Below are 15505 nucleotides of genomic sequence, written 5' to 3'. Positions count from 1 at the left end.
CACGCGTCATTTTTTGACAGAAACTTTATGACGTTGATAGATCTAGCATTATATTGAGTTGAGTCATCACCTCGTGATGAGCTGTCCTACAATAAGTCCTAAAACCCAATAACGCATGGATGTGTATATGTTTGGGCTATTAAGCAAAGGATCCCTCCTCTCCTTGGCGGGCATTGATTTTGGTAGTCAAACCATCAAGGCCGTCACTCTCAGCGGGCGTCCCGGCAAGGTGCATCTCGAATCGGTCGCCGAGATTGCCATGCCCAAGGGCACCCTGGTCGATTATCAACTGCAGGATATTGAACGGGTCAGTCAGTCCCTCAAGTCCCTCAAGCGGCTCATTCAGGGCGATTGTCAGCAGGTGGCTACCGCAGTCACCGGCTCCAATGTCATCACCAAGGTCATTCAGGTCGATGCGCGGATCAACGACAACGAACTGGAGAGCCAGGTGCAGCTGGAGGCCGAGCAGCTCATCCCCTTCCCCTTGGATGAAGTCAGCCTGGATTTCGAGATCCTGGGAATGACGGCCGATGAGAGCCGCCAGGAGGTGCTGCTGAGCGCAGCCCGCACCGAAAGTGTCAGCGGCCGGGTCAGTGCCTTGGCAGAAGCCGGCATGAATACCAAGGTGGTCGATGTCGGCGCCCATGCCCTCGGCCGTGCCGTGCTGGCCTGTTTACCGGAGCTGCAGACATGGGAAAAGCCGGTCGGGATCGTCGACATCGGAGCCAGTGCCATGACCTTTGCCGCCTTAATCAAGGGGCAAGTGATTTACTCCCGCCTGCAAAACTTCGGTGGTGACCAATACAGCCAGGCGCTGGCCTCTTTTTACAGCATGAGTCTGGACGAGGCCGAACTTGCCAAGACACAGGGCACTTTGCCTGCCGACCATGAGAGCGAGGTACTGCAGCCTCACCTCAATACCCTGGCGCTGCAGGTGAGGCGCAATGTACAGCTGTTTTGCAGCTCATCGGGCAACAAGGAGCTTTCCCGGTTGGTGCTGACAGGGGGGGGGAGCTTGCTGCCCGGCCTTGTCAAACAGATCGGCAGCGAACTGGGCTGTGAGGTGTCTCACCCTGATCCCTTTGCGCTCTTTGGCAAACCCAAGGGAGAGGGGGGGCTCGTTCATGGGGCCAAATACATGGCTGCCCTGGGATTGGCGCTGCGGAGCTTCACACCATGTCAAATATAAACTTGCTGCCTTGGCGTGTCGCCAGGGCACAACGCCAGAAGAAGCAGTTTGGTGTCTTGCTGGGGGTGTTTCTGGCGGCGACAGCGTCGCTGGCTTTCATGATCGATTGGTTGGTGGTCCAGCAGATCTCCCATCAGCAGCAGCGCAACCAGCGGTTAGTGCAGGAGATGACACTGCTCGATGCCCAGCTCGGCGAGATCCGTCTGCTCAAGGAGCGGCGCAAGGAGCTGATCGACCGAATGGAACTCATCGAGAAACTGCAGATGAGGCGCAACATCCCGGTTCGCCTGTTCAACCAGCTACCCGTGCTGGTGCCCAACGGGGTGTATCTCAATACCCTTGCACTGCAGAACGATCGCATCGACGTCAATGGCAAGGCCGAAGCCTATGGCCGGGTAGCCAGCATGATGCGGCGCATAGACGGCTCTGACTGGTTGGGAGAATCCCAGATCAGCACCATCTTTACCGCCGAGGTGGCCCCCATTGCATTGAGTCAGTTCTCCATGATGTTCCAGATTGCCAGCACAAGCCTGAATAAGGCTAAGGGGCAGCCATGAACCTGCAGCAGCTCAACGAACTCGATCTCAATGACATTGCCCGTTGGCCCAAGGTGGCCAAGGGGATCTTCATCGCTATCTGCTGTGCCTTGCTGGGAGGGGGCATCTATTACTACGTGATCGCGAGTTCCCTGACGGCACTGCGACAGGAGGCCGCCAAAGAGGTGGAGTTGAAAGGGCAGTTTGAGACCAAGGCTATGCTGGCGGCCAATCTGGGGGCATACAAGCAACAGATGGTGCAGCTGGAGCATCTGGTCGATAACCAGCTCAAACAGTTGCCTAATACCCATGAGGTCGCGGGGTTGCTCGATGACATCAGCTTCATTGCGACGGACAACGGCCTCAAGCTCAATCGCATCAACTGGGAACCCGAGGTCCAGCGCGAGTTTTCCACCGAGCTGCCTATGCGCATCGAGGTGGTCGGGACCTATCACGAGCTTGGCAAGTTTGCGGCTGACATGGCGGCCTTGCCGCGGATCGTGATCCTGGAGTCTTTCACCCTGAACCAGGGCAAGGATAGGAGCGACATGATCGGCATGTCGATGCTGGCCAAGACCTACAAGTACAACGGCAAGACAGTGGAGCAGAAACCATGAAGCTGAACGCGTTCTGCCTCCTGTTATCCGCTTTGCTGCTCACTGCCTGTGGGGGGCAGGAAGACATGGATGAATATGTGCAGCAGACCAAGGCGAGGCCCCCCGTTCCCATCGAACCTCTACCGGAGATCAAGCCATTCTCCCCCATGGCCTATCAACGCAACGATCAGCGCAGCCCCTTCATCGAGCCTCAGCCGGAGAACAGCTCCAGAGTGGATGCCAAGGTCAAGCCGGATTGTGCCCAGATAGTGGCCAACCGTGAGAAAGAAGTACTGGAGCGCTATTCACTGGCCAGTCTGAGCATGAAGGGTTCCATCGGCAAGCAGGGACAGCTATGGGCCTTGATCAATACGCCCGATGGACAGGCTGTACGGGTTGGATTGAATCAACATATGGGGCTGGATCAGGGAAGAGTCATCAAGATAACGAACACCCATGTTGACTTGATGGAGACGGTACCGGATGGCAAAGGATGCTGGGTCACCAGAGAAACCCAGTTGGCCATGGCCAATCTCGACGCAAAACTATGATCAGGGATGAGCAGAGATGAGAACAACAATAAGCAGGATGACCGGCGTGGCGCTGCTGTGGTTTGGGGCCTGCCATCAAGCATGGGCAGTGCCGACGCTGCAAGAGGTCAAGGTGAACCCCTTGTTGGCAGACCAGCTGTTGCTGGAGCTGAGCTTCAGTGAGCCGGTGAGTGGCTTTAGCGACAGATTGTCCTATGAACCCAATCAGTTGCTGCTCCATGTGCCCGGAGCCGTTGGTGCGCTAACGGCCAATCCGCTGCCCATCAAGCAACAGGGGGTGGACAATCTCAAGGTGGAAGGCAAGGGGGAGGGGCTAGACATCAAGATAGCCCTCGACCAGCTGACCCCTTATCAGGTGCATCAACAGGGCAACAAGTTGCTGGTGTCATTGGGGGAAAAGGTGGGCCAAACGACGGCAGCGGCGCCTGCAGTCACCCAGTCGGCGCTGGTCAGGAGTCAGCCAGTCACTCAGTCAGCGCTGATCGATACCCAGCGGGTTGCTCAAAATCAATCCATGCCCGTCCCCCAGCCAGTATCGGCTCCCACTCCTGCCGCGGCCTACAAACCTGTGTTGCCCACCCAGCAGGCCAGCAGTGGGGCCTATTTCAACTCGGTCAAAGGGGCGGACTTCAGGCGTGGCAAGGAGGGGCAGGGGGAGTTTCTGGTGACCCTGGACAACAGTTCGGCGGCGGTGGATGTCAGCAGCCGCGGTCAGAAGGTATTGGCCAAGTTCCATGGCACACGGATCCCGGATGATCAGCTCAACCTCATCAACGTGCAGGACTTCGCGACCCCGGTTTCTCAGGTGGAAGTTTTCCGCCAAGGCAATGACACCCTGTTTGAACTGTCAGTCAACGGCCAATTCGACTATCGCTACGATCAGGCCGACAAGATGTTCATCATAGAGGTGAAGAAGCGCGTCACCACCACGGCGGCCAAGCAGTATCAGGGCAAGCCAATCTCCTTGAACTTCCAGGATATTCCTGTGCGGACCGTGCTGCAGATCATCGCCGACTTCAACAATCTGAACCTGGTCACCACGGACTCCGTCGCCGGCAATATCACCCTGCGCCTCGATGGCGTGCCCTGGGAGCAGGCACTGGACATCATCCTCAAAGTCAGGGGGCTGGATAAACGCCTGGACAACAACATCTTGCTGGTGGCGCCGGCAGAAGAGATTGCCGCTCGTGAGAAGCAGCAGATGGAGAGTCGCAACCAGGTGGCGGACCTGGCGCCGCTTTATACCGAGTACATGCAGATCAACTATGCCAAGGCGGCGGAGGTGGCGGCATTGCTCTCCTCGGAGAGTACCAAGCTGCTCTCCCCCAGGGGGGCAGTGAGCGTGGATGAGCGTACCAACGTGCTGGTGGTCAAGGACACGGCGGATGTCATCAGTAGCGTCAAACGGATGCTGGATATCCTCGACATCCCGGTCAAGCAGGTGGTGATTGAGGCTCGCATGGTGACCATTGACGATGGCTTCGACGAAGCGCTAGGGGTGCGCTGGGGGGTGACCAAGACGGATGGGCACGGCAACGGAACCTCGGGGACCATAGAAGGCAATGATGGTTCGGGCAACAATGATGGATCCTCAGCCATTACTCGTCCCAACGTCGAGGACAGACTCAACGTCAACCTGCCAGTGACCAATGCAGCAGGGACCCTCGCCTTCCAGGTGGCCCGTCTCGCCAATGGCACCCTGCTGGATCTGGAACTGTCGGCGCTGGAGAAGGAAAGCAAGGCCGAAATCATCGCGAGCCCCCGGGTGACGACGGCGAACCAGAAGCCGGCGTTGATTGAGCAGGGTACCGAAATTCCTTATGTGGAGTCCTCTTCCAGCGGGGCGACTTCGGTTACCTTCAAGAAGGCGGTACTGAGTCTCAAGGTCACTCCCCAGATCACTCCGGACAACCGGGTGATCCTGGACTTGACCGTGACTCAGGACACCAAGGGGGAGACGGTACCGACCGGTACCGGGGATGCGGTCTCCATCAACGCCCAGTCCATCACCACCCAGGTGCTGGTGAACAACGGCGAGACCCTGGTGCTCGGCGGCATCTATCAGCAGACCATCAAGAGTGATGTCAGCAAGGTGCCCCTGCTCGGGGATATCCCGGGTCTTGGCTATCTGTTCAAGAAAACCACCAGCGAGAACAAGAAGCGGGAATTGCTGATCTTCGTCACCCCGCGGATCGTGACCGACGCCCTCTGAATGCTTTACATGTGAGGGTAAAACACATATAACCTTACGCCCCAATGAGGCTGGGGCGTAAGGGCTGCGGTTGCCAGTCCCGATTTCTATTGAGATAATCCCCCTCCTGATCCATCGCAAGATAAGGTTCATAGGTACCCCGGTCGAGAGTTTACCGGGGCCATACAGTTTGTAATTACTAACGAAAAGACATGGCTGAGAAACGCAATATTTTCCTGATAGGTCCCATGGGTGCGGGCAAGAGCACCATAGGTAGACATCTGGCAGAACAACTGCACATGGAGTTTTTCGACTCGGATCATGAGATTGAGCGCCGCAGTGGTGCCGATATCGGCTGGGTGTTCGATGTTGAAGGCGAAGAGGGTTTCCGGATCCGCGAAGAGAAAGTGATCGGCGAACTCGCCGAGCAGCAGGGCATCGTGCTGGCAACGGGTGGCGGTGCCATCAAGAGCCGCGAGACTCGCAACAAGCTTTCCGCCCGTGGCATCGTTGTCTACCTCGAAACCACCATTGAGAAGCAGCTGGCGCGAACCCAGAGAGACAAGCGTCGTCCCCTGTTGCAAACCGAGGAGCCGCCCCGTGAAGTACTGGAGCGTCTGGCTCTGGAGCGCAACGCCCTGTATGAAGAAGTCGCCGACTTTGTCATCCACACCGATGAGCAAAGTGCAAAAGTTGTTGCCAATCAAATCGTCAAGTTGATCGGCATGTAATCGATAGAGGACGTCCATGGAAAGGTTGAAGGTCGAACTGGGTGAGCGCAGCTACCCGATTGAGATAGCTGCGGGTCTGTTGCAACGCCCTGAGGTGTTGGCTAAGACGATCAAGGGCAAGCGGGTCATGATAGTGACCAACACCGTGGTCGCCCCCTTGTATCTTGAGCAGGTCATTCAGTTGCTTTCCGGTTTTCAGGTTGAACACCTGATCCTGCCGGATGGCGAGGCCTACAAGACCCTGGCGACCTTCGAGCAGATCATGTCTGCTCTGCTTGAGACCAACCATGGTCGTGACACTACCCTCATCGCCCTGGGGGGCGGCGTGATAGGTGACGTTGTCGGCTTCGCTGCGGCAAGCTATCAACGTGGCATTCCGTTCATCCAAGTGCCTACCACGCTGCTCTCCCAGGTTGACTCTTCCGTTGGCGGCAAGACCGCCGTCAATCATCCGCTCGGCAAGAACATGGTGGGTGCCTTCTACCAGCCCAAACATGTGATCATCGATACCGATTGCCTCAAGACTCTGCCAGCGCGCGAATTTGCCGCCGGCATGGCCGAGGTGATCAAGTACGGCATCATCTGGGATGCCGAGTTTTTCTCCTGGCTCGAAACGAATATGGAGCGCCTGCAGAGCCTCGACACCGACGCGCTCTCCTATGCCATTCGCCGTTGCTGCGAGATCAAGGCCGAAGTGGTGGCCGAAGATGAGACCGAACACGGGGTGCGCGCCTTGCTGAACCTGGGGCATACCTTCGGTCATGCCATCGAGGCTGAAAAAGGCTATGGCAACTGGCTGCACGGGGAGGCTGTTGCGGCCGGCATCATGCTGGCGGCGGATACGGCCCTGGCTCGCGGCGATCTGACCGGGCAGGAGGTTGCGCGGATCCGTGCCCTGCTGCTGGCCGCGGATCTGCCGGTGAAATCGCCTCCCGAGATGGATTTCGATGCCTTCATTCGCCATATGCGTCGCGACAAGAAGGTGCTGCAAGGCAAGCTGCGGCTGGTACTGCCGGTCGGGATCGGGCGTGCCCAGGTCGTCGGTGATGTGACCGATGCCCAATTGATGGCGGTAATCGAGTCTGGTCGTGACTAACAGCAAACTGCTAAAACTTCCCTCCCAGCGGCAGCTGGTCGACCGGCTGCTGCATCTGATTGAATTCAATCATCCTTTCATCTTTCTCTCCGGCAAACCCGGTAGCGGTCGCGGCACTCTGTGTGAGAGCTTGTTAAACGGCCTGCCCGATACGGTGCGGGTGGTGAGCCTGATCGGCAGCGCCGCCATGAAGATGGCGGATGTGCGCCAGCTCTTGCTCCAGCAGGTGGTGGCGAGACCGCTGTTCAATCCGCAGGATGCCCTGGCTGACAGCTTCTTCCGGATGCTGGATGGCAAGCCCGCGAATCTGCTGCTGCTCATCGAGCGGACCGACGAATTGCCTGCGGATCTGGTGGGGGAGCTGTGGGCACTCTGCCGTCACAACGATACGCTGGCCAGCCCCCACAAGCTGGCGATCATAGTCTGTGGCAATGACGTCTGGTGTCGCAGCCAGAAGGAGGCGCTCAAGGGGCGTGCCATGCCCGCGCTCGAGCTGGAGGTTGCGCCACTGAGCCCGCCGGAGCAACGTATCTTCTTGTATGAGAAGGCCAAAGAGCTCAAGATCCCGACTGCCCTCTTGCCCAAGCCCAAGGTAGAAGAGATCCTGAATGGCGCAAACGGACATCCGTCCGCCATCATGCAGTCACTGGAGGATATCATGACCGACAGAAGGCCCAAGAAACGTCAGGCCGAGTTGCCCGTGAAGAAGATTGCGATAGTGCTGGCCCTGGTTGTGGCTGGCCTGCTGGGCTTGAGCTATCTGCCCCTATTCGATGGCATGGGCAAGGAAGAGACCAGGGAGCAGCCACAAGAGGGAGCCCTGCCGGCACCGATTGGCAGTGATGCTCTTGAAACAAACGCGGCGAGCGGCGCGCAAGCCAGCGGCTCGGCGGTGAATGGCGATCAGGTGGCACGAGACTGGCAATCCGATGCCAAGACGTTGCCCAAGAAGGTCGAGAGCGAAACCGTCACCACGGAGTCGACCAACTATGAGGGGCGCCGGGTGGTCATCTCCGACGAGGTGGTCGAGAAGCTGATGACGCAGCCCAATGTCAGCGGTGCACTGCCCACCGAGGTGGTGAACGAGCTGACTGGCGTGAGCTCTGCGGGAGCCACCCAGAAGAGCGCTCCTGCTACCCCGTCTGCGGCGCAGCATGCCCAGCCGAGTGCGCCGACAGCCCAGGCTGCGCCCAAAGCGGCGGTGCCGGTTGCCGTGGCGGCGCCCAAGGTGGCATTGACGCCGGTTTCGACCCTGAACAAAAAACCGAAGAATCACTACAGCATTCAGTTGATGGGCGCCAGCAATACCCAGGCGGTCGACAGCTTTGTGGCCGAGCATGCCCTGGCGGGCAAGGTGTGGGTCTACAAGACCCGCTTCCGCGGCAGCCCCTGGTATGTGGTCGTGCAGGGTGACTATGCCAGCAGCGCCCAGGCCAAGACGGCCATTCGCAAGCTCTCTCCGGCTCTGCTCAAGGGACAACCCTGGCCCAAGTCATTTGCCCAGATACAAAAAGAGTTGAAGCAATAGCCATGCTGCCCGTGAAGGGGGTAGAATCTCCCCCCTTTTTTGGGCGTTGCCTTCTTAACACCGGATTTCCATGAAAAAAACACGCGCGTTTTTAAAATGGGCCGGGGGAAAATACTCCCTGGTCGAAGAGATTGCCGAGCGGTTGCCGGCCGGGCGTGTGTTGCTGGAGCCCTTCGTCGGGGCGGGCTCGGTCTTTCTCAACACCGATTACGATGCCTATGTGCTCAATGACATCAATCCGGATCTGATCGGTCTTTACAATCATCTCAAGCAGCGGCCGGACAACTTCATCAGCGAGGCGCGCAAACTGTTTGTGGCCGAGCACAACCACAAGACTGCCTATTACCGCCTGCGCAGCCAGTTCAACCAGACCGAGGCCGGTTTTGAGCGGGCCCAGCTGTTCCTGTTCCTGAATCGCCATGGCTTCAACGGCCTGTGCCGTTACAACAAGAAAGGGGGCTTCAACGTTCCCTTCGGTTCCTACAAGAAGCCCTATTTCCCGGAGAAAGAGCTGTGGGCCTTCGCCGAGAAGGCGCAGAAGGCGACCTTCATCTGCGAGAGCTATGCCGACGCTATGGCGAGGGCGCAGTCCGACTGGGTCATCTACTGTGATCCACCCTATGCGCCACTTTCCACCACGGCGAGCTTCACCACTTACTCGGCCGGTGGCTTCACTCTGGACGATCAGGCGCTGCTGGCGCGTCTTGCGCGGCACACCGCCGCGCACAAGCGGGTGCCCGTGCTCATCAGCAATCACGATATCGAGCTGACCCGCGAGTTGTATCGGGGCGCCCGTCTGGACGAGATCCTGGTCAAGCGCACCATCAGCCGCAACGGCGGGGGACGCAACAAGGTGGCCGAGCTGCTGGCGCTCTACCCACCGGGCATAGAGCCCGAGCAGGGCTATTACCCCAGCGACGCCGTACTGGCCGAGCTCGGCTAGTCTGCTGGCGGCACCTTCGGGTGCCGCCGTCATTTCAGGCTGGCGATACTGGCCAGGTCTTCTTCCCCTTGTCCTGATCACCGGCAGGCCGTTCCCAGCGGAACACGGCGATAAAGCGAACCTCTGGGTCTACTCCGCTTGCGGGTCGTTTTCGGCTGACATTTGCGGTAAAATCACGCCGTTTTTTCCGCCTAGCTGCCAATGGATGACGCTGATGAAAGATTTTCTGATTGCTCCCTCTATCCTCTCCGCCGACTTCGCCCGTCTGGGTGAGGATGTTGCCAAGGTGCTGGCCGCCGGGGCCGACGTGGTGCACTTCGACGTGATGGACAACCATTATGTCCCGAACCTGACCATAGGCCCCATGGTCTGTCAGGCGCTGCGTGATTACGGCATCAAGGCGCTCATCGACGTGCACCTCATGGTCAAGCCGGTGGATCGCATCGTGCCCGACTTCGCCAAGGCGGGCGCCAATCTGATCACCTTCCACCCGGAAGCCTCCGACCATGTGGATCGCACCCTGGGACTCATCAAGGAGCAGGGCTGCCAGGCTGGTCTGGTGCTGAATCCGGCCACACCGCTCTCCTGCCTCGAATACGTGATGGACAAGCTGGATGTGATCCTGCTGATGTCGGTCAACCCTGGCTTCGGTGGCCAGAGCTTCATCCCCGGTACCCTGGCCAAGCTGCGCCAGGTGCGTCGCCTGATCGACGAGAGCGGTCGTGACATTCGTCTCGAGATCGACGGTGGCGTCAAGGTGGACAACATCCGCGAGATCGCCGAGGCCGGTGCCGACATGTTCGTGGCCGGTTCTGCCATCTTCGGCAAGCCGGACTACAAGGCGGTGATCGACCAGATGCGTGCGGAGTTGGCTCATGTCCGTTGAACGTCCCTTCGATCTGGTGCTGTTTGACCTGGACGGCACCCTAATTGACAGCGCCTCACAGCTGGCTCTGGCGGTCAACCGCACGCTCGTCGAGCTGGGCCTGGCCGAGGCCGACGAGTCCGTGGTCCGGACCTGGGTTGGCAATGGTGCCGACAAGCTGATCCAGCGTGCACTGGATTACTGCGGCGCGCCGGATCTCTTTGCCAAGGCGCGGCCCCTGTTCGACGGTCACTATCGTGCCTGTCTGCTGGAAGGGCTGACCATGTATGACGGGGTGGAGCAGAGTCTGCGCCGCCTGCAGCGCCTCGGCTACCAGCAGGCCGTAGTAACCAATAAGCCGAGCCACTTCGTGCAACCCATCCTGGATGCCCTCGGCATCGGTGATTGCTTCGCGCTCTGGCTCGGCGGCAACTGCGTGCCCGAGAAGAAACCGAGCCCTGCCCCCCTGCTGCACGCCTGCCACGAGCTCGGCATAGACCCGTCCCGTACCCTGATGGTGGGGGATTCCGAGAATGACGTGCTGGCCGCCCAGGCCGCCGGCATGAAGGTGGCAGGCCTGACCTACGGCTACAACTATGGCCGTCCCATCGCAGACTCCCATCCGGATTGGGTCTGCGAGCAGTTTGCCGAACTCGATGCCCTGCTGGCTTAACAACAAGGACTCACACTTCATGACCAAACCAATCGTACTGAGCGGTGCCCAACCCTCTGGCCAGCTGACCATAGGCAACTACATGGGCGCCCTGCGTCAGTGGGTCAACATGCAGGATGACTTCGATTGCCTCTACTGCATCGTCGATCTGCATGCCATCACCACCCGCCAGGATCCGGCCGCCCTGCGCAAGGCTTGCCTCGATGCCGCCGCCCTCTATCTGGCGGTGGGGATCGATCCCGCCAAGAGCACCGTCTTTATCCAGTCCCATGTACCGCAGCACGCGGAGCTTGGCTGGATCCTGAACTGCTACACCCAGATGGGCGAGCTGTCACGCATGACCCAGTTCAAGGACAAGTCCGCCCGCTTCGAGAACAACGTCAACGTTGGTCTGTTCGGCTATCCGGTGCTGATGGCGGCCGACATTCTGCTCTATCAAGCCAACCAGGTGCCGGTCGGCAATGATCAAAAGCAGCATCTGGAGCTGACCCGTGACATCTGCACCCGTTTCAACAACCTGCATGGCGAGGTGTTCACCCTGCCTGAGCCCTTCATTCCTACCGAGGGTGCCCGGGTGATGAGCCTGCAGGATCCGACCAAGAAGATGTCCAAGTCGGATGACAACGAGGCCAACTTCATCGGCCTGCTGGAAGATCCCAAGCAGATCGTCAAGAAGATCAAGCGGGCGATGACCGACTCCGACGAGCCGGCCGTGGTGCGCTTCGATCCGGAGAACAAGCCGGGGGTCTCCAACTTGCTGACCCTGATGTCCGGGGTAACCGGTCGCTCCATTGCAGAACTCGAGCAGCATTTCGAGGGTAAAATGTACGGCCACCTCAAGGGTGAGACCGCCGATGCCGTGGTCGCCCTGCTGGAGCCCATCCAGGCGCGTTTCCGCGAGCTGCGTCAGGATGAGACTCATCTACAGGCCGTTTTGGCCGCCGGTGCACAAAAAGCGCGGGAAAGGGCTGAAAAAACACTGGCCAGCGTTTATGATGTAGTCGGCTTCGTTCCTCGAGCCTGACATACTGGGAAGGTGTAGTTGAAGAGAGCTGGGTATCTGCCTGGCTTTCTTTGTTTTACCAGCCTGGTATTCGAGCATTCACCTTCCCGTTGCCAATGCGGGTTTTTACCCCAAGAGAAAGCATGTCCGTCGAATCACATTCCGTCATTGAAGAACTGAGTGACAAGGGTCACTGGCTGCGCAAGTTTCGCAAGGCCAAGAATCTCAATACCCTGCAGCTGATGGTCTCCAACGCCATCGACAAGCATTACAAGACGCCCGCCATCGCGGCAGCCATCTATCTGGCCGAGTGCCAGCGTGAGCGTGAGCTGGAGCAAGGTCGTCTGCTGGATCGCTGATCCCCCTTCGCCGCTGTGGCGGCGCCTGCCAGTTGGCGTTGCTGTTTCCATCTCTTTTCTCTATCAACTCTCCGTAAGGCTTGCGCAAGTCGCCCGGCGGGGTTTTCGTCTGTCCGCTCTTCTATTGCACATTCCCCATAAGAAAGCCCCGGATGATCCGATCATCCGGGGCTGATGCCTGACTTGTCTTTGGCAAGTCGATACTGCTGCTTTCCTATGCCGGGATCAGTTGACCAGTCCCATGGCTTGCGGCAGGGCCATGGAGATGGCCGGTACATAGGTGACCAGCATCAGGACCAGGGCGATGACGGCGAAGAAGGGCAGCAGCGGCTTGATGACTCCCTCTATCTTTATCTCCCCGATCTTGCAGCCGGTGAACAGTATGGGACCCACGGGCGGCGTGATGGTGCCGAGGGAGAGGTTGAAGATCATCATGATGCCGAACTGCACCGGATCCATGCCGAACTGGGTGCAGATGGGCAGGAAGATGGGAGTGAAGATCAGCACCGCCGGGGTGGGATCCATGAAGGTGCCCACCAGCAGCAGCACCAGGTTCATGATCAGCAGGATGAGCAGGAAGCTGTCGGTGAAGGAGAGCAGACCCGAGGCGATCAGGGCCGGGATCTTGGTGAAGGCCATCACCCAGGACATGATGGAGGAGGCGGCCAGCATCAGGATCACGATGGCGGTCATCTTGGCGGTGGCCAGGAAGATGGCAGGCAGATCGATGGCCTTGATGTTCCGGTAGCAGACGCCGAGCACCAGGGAGTAGACCACGGCGATGGCCGAGGCTTCGGTGGCGGTAAAGATGCCGCCGAGGATGCCGCCTATCACCACCACTATCATCATCAGGCTGGGGATGGCATCGAGCAGCAGCTTGAGGTGCTGACCCTTGAGAGAGCCCTTGTCGGCCACATAACCACGGCGCTTGGCGATGAAGCCGGCCACCAGCATGACACCCAGACCCCAGAGGATGCCGGGAAGGTAGCCGCCCATGAACAGGGCCGTGATGGATACGCTGCCGGCCACGGTGGCATAGACGATCAGGGAGTTGCTCGGCGGGATCAGCATGCCGGTCGGGGCCGAGGCGATGTTGACCGCGGCGCTGAAGGCGGGATCGTATTTGTCCTTCTTCTGGATGGGGGACATGATGCCGCCGATGGCGGCGGCCGAGGCGACACCAGAGCCGCTGATGGAACCAAACAGCATGTTGGCTACCACGTTGGTCTGGGCCAGGGGGCCTGGCAGGAAGTTACTGATGATCTTGGCGCAGTTGATCAGACGGATGGCGATGCCACCGTTGTTCATCAGGTTGCCGGCCAGGATGAAGAAAGGGATGGCCAGCAGGGCAAAGGAGTCCAGTCCGACGAAAACCCGCTGGGCCGAGGTCAGAATGGCCCCGTCGAAGGGCAGGATGAGCGCCATGGCCAGGAAGGACGAAAGCCCGATGCTGATACTGATGGGGGTGCCGATAAACAGCAGGAAAAAGGCACCGATGAACATCACCAGCGCGACAACAACCGCAATATCCATGGTTATACCTTTTGCTTGAAGGAGAGTTGTCTGGCCAACCCGTATTGGTTGTACAGGCAATAGAAGACGGTCAGCACGCCACACAGCGGAATGGCGGCATAGATGACACCGATGGGGATCTGCAGCGCAGAGTCGAGCTGTCCCATCTGGCGACTCATGCCAATGTAACCCCCCACGCTCAGGACCAGCAGGGCGAAGGCGGTGGTCGCCAGTTCACCGAGCATCTCCATCACAATGCGTACATTGTGGGACATGCGATCGCGCATGAAGGTGATCGCCATGTGTTCGCGCAGGCCGAAGACATAGGCGCTGCCGATGAGCACCAGCCAGATGAAGAGGTAGCGGGAGAGCACCTCGCTCACGGCGCTCGGGCTGTTGAACAGGTACCGGGTCGCCACCTGATAGGTCACCAGCACGGTCATGGTGGCCACGATGGCGATGCAGAGATAGGAAACAACCAAATCCACTCGTTGTTTGAACCCGGTCAGTGCGGCATAGAAGCCGTGCTGAACGGGTGGCTCGGGTGGGGCTGAGAAGGTTGCGGCTTGTTGAGTGGATTTCATAGAAGAGCCTCATGAGAGGGGCTGCGATGGCAGCCCCTGGCGGCAGCGGCGATCAGTTGGCCAGCGCGCGGATCTTGGTGAAGATGTCTTTCTGCTCCGGGGTGGTCAGCAGTGTCTCTTGCAGTGGCTTGCAGCGGGCCTGGAAGGGGGCGATATCCACTTCGGTGAAGGTGGCTCCCTGGCTGGTGGCGGTCTGCTTGGCGGCTTCCAGCGCCTGGGCAAAGAGGTCGAACTCGGTCTCCGTGCTCTCTTTTGCCAGTTTGCGGAAGGTCGCCTGATCGGCGGCATCCATCTTCGCCAGGAACGACTCGCTGGCAACCAGCAGGTCGGCCACCATCACATGGCGGGTGTAGGAGAAGTGAGGCGCCACTTCGTACTGCTTGAGATCCGCATAGGTGATTTCGTTGTTCTCGGCTCCATCAAGCACCCCTTGCTGGATGGCGGAGTAGACCTCCCCCTGGCCCATGGGCACGCCGGTGCCGCCCATGCAGGTCAGCATCTTGACCATGGTGTCGGACTGCATGACCCGGATCTTCTTCCCTTTCATGTCTTCCGGCGTCTTGATGGGGGCCCCTTTGACATACATGCTGCGGGCGCCAGCGGTATAGGCGGTCAGCACCTCAAAGCCATTGCCCTTGCTGGAGGCGAACAGGGCGTCCAGGGTGTCGCCGGTGAACACTTTGCGCTGGTGCTCCGGGTTGTCGTAGATGTACGGCATGGCCAGCACGGAGAAGTTCTTGTTGAAGTTTTCGACCAGGGGGTTGGCGACGACCGCCAGCTGGATGGCGCCGGATTGGACCAATTCCAGGGCAGCCCGTTGATCACCGAGCAGCTCATTGGGGTGGATTTCCAGCTTGTATTTGCCACCGGTGGCCGCTTCCAGCTTCTGGCTGAAATCTTCGAGAGCCTTGAACTGGGGATTGTGTTCGGACTGGTTGAAGGCGGTCTTCAGGATGATGGGGCCAGCAGCCTTGCTGTCTTCACCACATCCAGCCAACAACAGACTTGCGGCGACAACTGTTCCAATCAGAGACAGCTTGGGCAGAGCATTCATTGTACGCATGTGTAACCCCTCATGGGTCTGGTTATTTTGATGGTGTTCATGCTACGCGAATCCGGCGCTATTTCAGTGATCAAACTCAAGGTAA

General features: G+C 59.0%; 16 protein-coding genes. 13 read left to right on the top strand and 3 right to left on the bottom strand.

What is annotated here, in order from left to right; genetic code table 11:
• Window positions 1-127 precede the first annotated feature (127 nt).
• The 13 genes from tapM to VZC39_RS14830 all read left to right on the top strand — a co-directional run bounded on the left by tapM (window position 128) and on the right by VZC39_RS14830 (window position 12261).
• Complete coding sequence (gene tapM, locus VZC39_RS14890) at window positions 128-1189, top strand: PilM family type IVa pilus assembly protein TapM (RefSeq protein WP_349919034.1); 1062 nt, start codon at window positions 128-130, stop codon at window positions 1187-1189.
• Window positions 1177-1746 carry a PilN family type IV pilus biogenesis protein TapN gene (gene tapN, locus VZC39_RS14885; protein WP_349919032.1) on the top strand — a complete coding sequence of 190 codons (570 nt, stop codon included), beginning with the start codon at window positions 1177-1179 and terminating at the stop codon, window positions 1744-1746. Before tapM ends, tapN begins: the two co-directional genes overlap by 13 nt.
• The gene (gene tapO, locus VZC39_RS14880; protein WP_349919031.1) at window positions 1743-2342 is read left to right on the top strand and encodes a PilO family type IV pilus biogenesis protein TapO; all 600 of its coding nucleotides are present in this window, start codon (window positions 1743-1745) and stop codon (window positions 2340-2342) included. The genes tapN and tapO overlap by 4 nt, the downstream gene beginning before the upstream one ends.
• Complete coding sequence (locus tag VZC39_RS14875; protein ID WP_434476155.1) at window positions 2339-2872, top strand: pilus assembly protein PilP; 534 nt, start codon at window positions 2339-2341, stop codon at window positions 2870-2872. Before tapO ends, VZC39_RS14875 begins: the two co-directional genes overlap by 4 nt.
• A 16-nt stretch (window positions 2873-2888) precedes the next feature.
• The gene (gene pilQ, locus VZC39_RS14870; protein ID WP_349919030.1) at window positions 2889-5084 is read left to right on the top strand and encodes a type IV pilus secretin PilQ; all 2196 of its coding nucleotides are present in this window, start codon (window positions 2889-2891) and stop codon (window positions 5082-5084) included.
• Between the two features lie 191 nt (window positions 5085-5275).
• Window positions 5276-5794: a shikimate kinase AroK gene (gene aroK, locus VZC39_RS14865; protein WP_349919028.1), complete on the top strand. Its 519-nt coding sequence runs from the start codon at window positions 5276-5278 to the stop codon at window positions 5792-5794.
• 16 nt (window positions 5795-5810) lie between these two features.
• On the top strand, window positions 5811-6890 hold the full coding sequence (gene aroB, locus VZC39_RS14860) for a 3-dehydroquinate synthase (RefSeq protein ID WP_434663570.1): 1080 nt from the start codon (window positions 5811-5813) through the stop codon (window positions 6888-6890).
• Window positions 6883-8418 carry an SPOR domain-containing protein gene (locus tag VZC39_RS14855; protein ID WP_434663568.1) on the top strand — a complete coding sequence of 512 codons (1536 nt, stop codon included), beginning with the start codon at window positions 6883-6885 and terminating at the stop codon, window positions 8416-8418. The genes aroB and VZC39_RS14855 overlap by 8 nt, the downstream gene beginning before the upstream one ends.
• Before the next feature lie 70 nt (window positions 8419-8488).
• Entirely contained in the window at window positions 8489-9361 is an 873-nt protein-coding gene (locus VZC39_RS14850; protein ID WP_349919022.1) for a Dam family site-specific DNA-(adenine-N6)-methyltransferase, read from the top strand.
• 214 nt (window positions 9362-9575) lie between these two features.
• Window positions 9576-10247: a ribulose-phosphate 3-epimerase gene (gene rpe, locus VZC39_RS14845; RefSeq protein WP_349919020.1), complete on the top strand. Its 672-nt coding sequence runs from the start codon at window positions 9576-9578 to the stop codon at window positions 10245-10247.
• The gene (locus tag VZC39_RS14840) at window positions 10237-10899 is read left to right on the top strand and encodes a phosphoglycolate phosphatase (protein ID WP_349919018.1); all 663 of its coding nucleotides are present in this window, start codon (window positions 10237-10239) and stop codon (window positions 10897-10899) included. The genes rpe and VZC39_RS14840 overlap by 11 nt, the downstream gene beginning before the upstream one ends.
• A 19-nt stretch (window positions 10900-10918) precedes the next feature.
• A complete protein-coding gene (gene trpS / locus VZC39_RS14835; protein WP_349919016.1) occupies window positions 10919-11923 on the top strand; it encodes a tryptophan--tRNA ligase in 1005 nt (334 codons plus the stop codon).
• Between the two features lie 122 nt (window positions 11924-12045).
• Window positions 12046-12261: a hypothetical protein gene (locus tag VZC39_RS14830; RefSeq protein WP_349919014.1), complete on the top strand. Its 216-nt coding sequence runs from the start codon at window positions 12046-12048 to the stop codon at window positions 12259-12261.
• Window positions 12262-12486: 225 nt separating this feature from the next.
• Here the strand turns inward: VZC39_RS14830 and VZC39_RS14825 are convergent, their stop codons facing one another.
• The 3 genes from VZC39_RS14825 to VZC39_RS14815 form a co-directional block, all read right to left on the bottom strand.
• Entirely contained in the window at window positions 12487-13794 is a 1308-nt protein-coding gene (locus tag VZC39_RS14825; RefSeq protein WP_349919013.1) for a TRAP transporter large permease, read from the bottom strand.
• 2 nt (window positions 13795-13796) lie between these two features.
• Window positions 13797-14261 carry a TRAP transporter small permease gene (locus VZC39_RS14820; protein ID WP_349922513.1) on the bottom strand — a complete coding sequence of 155 codons (465 nt, stop codon included), beginning with the start codon at window positions 14259-14261 and terminating at the stop codon, window positions 13797-13799.
• Window positions 14262-14409: 148 nt separating this feature from the next.
• Window positions 14410-15420 (bottom strand): TRAP transporter substrate-binding protein, encoded by a 1011-nt coding sequence (locus tag VZC39_RS14815; protein ID WP_349919011.1) that lies wholly within the window; start codon window positions 15418-15420, stop codon window positions 14410-14412.
• Between the last annotated feature and the right edge of the window lie 85 nt (window positions 15421-15505).

The sequence above is a fragment of the Aeromonas sp. NJAU223 genome (genome assembly GCF_051125555.1).
In the GTDB taxonomy this organism is placed as follows: Bacteria; Pseudomonadota; Gammaproteobacteria; order Enterobacterales; family Aeromonadaceae; genus Aeromonas; species Aeromonas veronii_G.
Note: the sequence above shows the minus strand (reverse complement) of the source record. Positions and strands in the feature narration are given on the sequence as shown.

Bases quoted from the DNA above. Each gene is read 5' to 3' on its own strand.
- tapO (WP_349919031.1), top strand. From the start codon at position 1,743: ATGAACCTGCAGCAGCTCAACGAACTCGATCTCAATGACATTGCCCGT.
- VZC39_RS14875 (WP_434476155.1), top strand. From the start codon at position 2,339: ATGAAGCTGAACGCGTTCTGCCTCCTGTTATCCGCTTTGCTGCTCACT.
- VZC39_RS14850 (WP_349919022.1), top strand. From the start codon at position 8,489: ATGAAAAAAACACGCGCGTTTTTAAAATGGGCCGGGGGAAAATACTCC.
- aroK (WP_349919028.1), top strand. From the start codon at position 5,276: ATGGCTGAGAAACGCAATATTTTCCTGATAGGTCCCATGGGTGCGGGC.
- tapN (WP_349919032.1), top strand. From the start codon at position 1,177: ATGTCAAATATAAACTTGCTGCCTTGGCGTGTCGCCAGGGCACAACGC.
- VZC39_RS14830 (WP_349919014.1), top strand. From the start codon at position 12,046: ATGTCCGTCGAATCACATTCCGTCATTGAAGAACTGAGTGACAAGGGT.
- VZC39_RS14825 (WP_349919013.1), bottom strand. From the start codon at position 13,794: ATGGATATTGCGGTTGTTGTCGCGCTGGTGATGTTCATCGGTGCCTTT.
- tapM (WP_349919034.1), top strand. From the start codon at position 128: ATGTTTGGGCTATTAAGCAAAGGATCCCTCCTCTCCTTGGCGGGCATT.
- trpS (WP_349919016.1), top strand. From the start codon at position 10,919: ATGACCAAACCAATCGTACTGAGCGGTGCCCAACCCTCTGGCCAGCTG.
- VZC39_RS14815 (WP_349919011.1), bottom strand. From the start codon at position 15,420: ATGCGTACAATGAATGCTCTGCCCAAGCTGTCTCTGATTGGAACAGTT.
- aroB (WP_434663570.1), top strand. From the start codon at position 5,811: ATGGAAAGGTTGAAGGTCGAACTGGGTGAGCGCAGCTACCCGATTGAG.
- rpe (WP_349919020.1), top strand. From the start codon at position 9,576: ATGAAAGATTTTCTGATTGCTCCCTCTATCCTCTCCGCCGACTTCGCC.
- pilQ (WP_349919030.1), top strand. From the start codon at position 2,889: ATGAGAACAACAATAAGCAGGATGACCGGCGTGGCGCTGCTGTGGTTT.
- VZC39_RS14840 (WP_349919018.1), top strand. From the start codon at position 10,237: ATGTCCGTTGAACGTCCCTTCGATCTGGTGCTGTTTGACCTGGACGGC.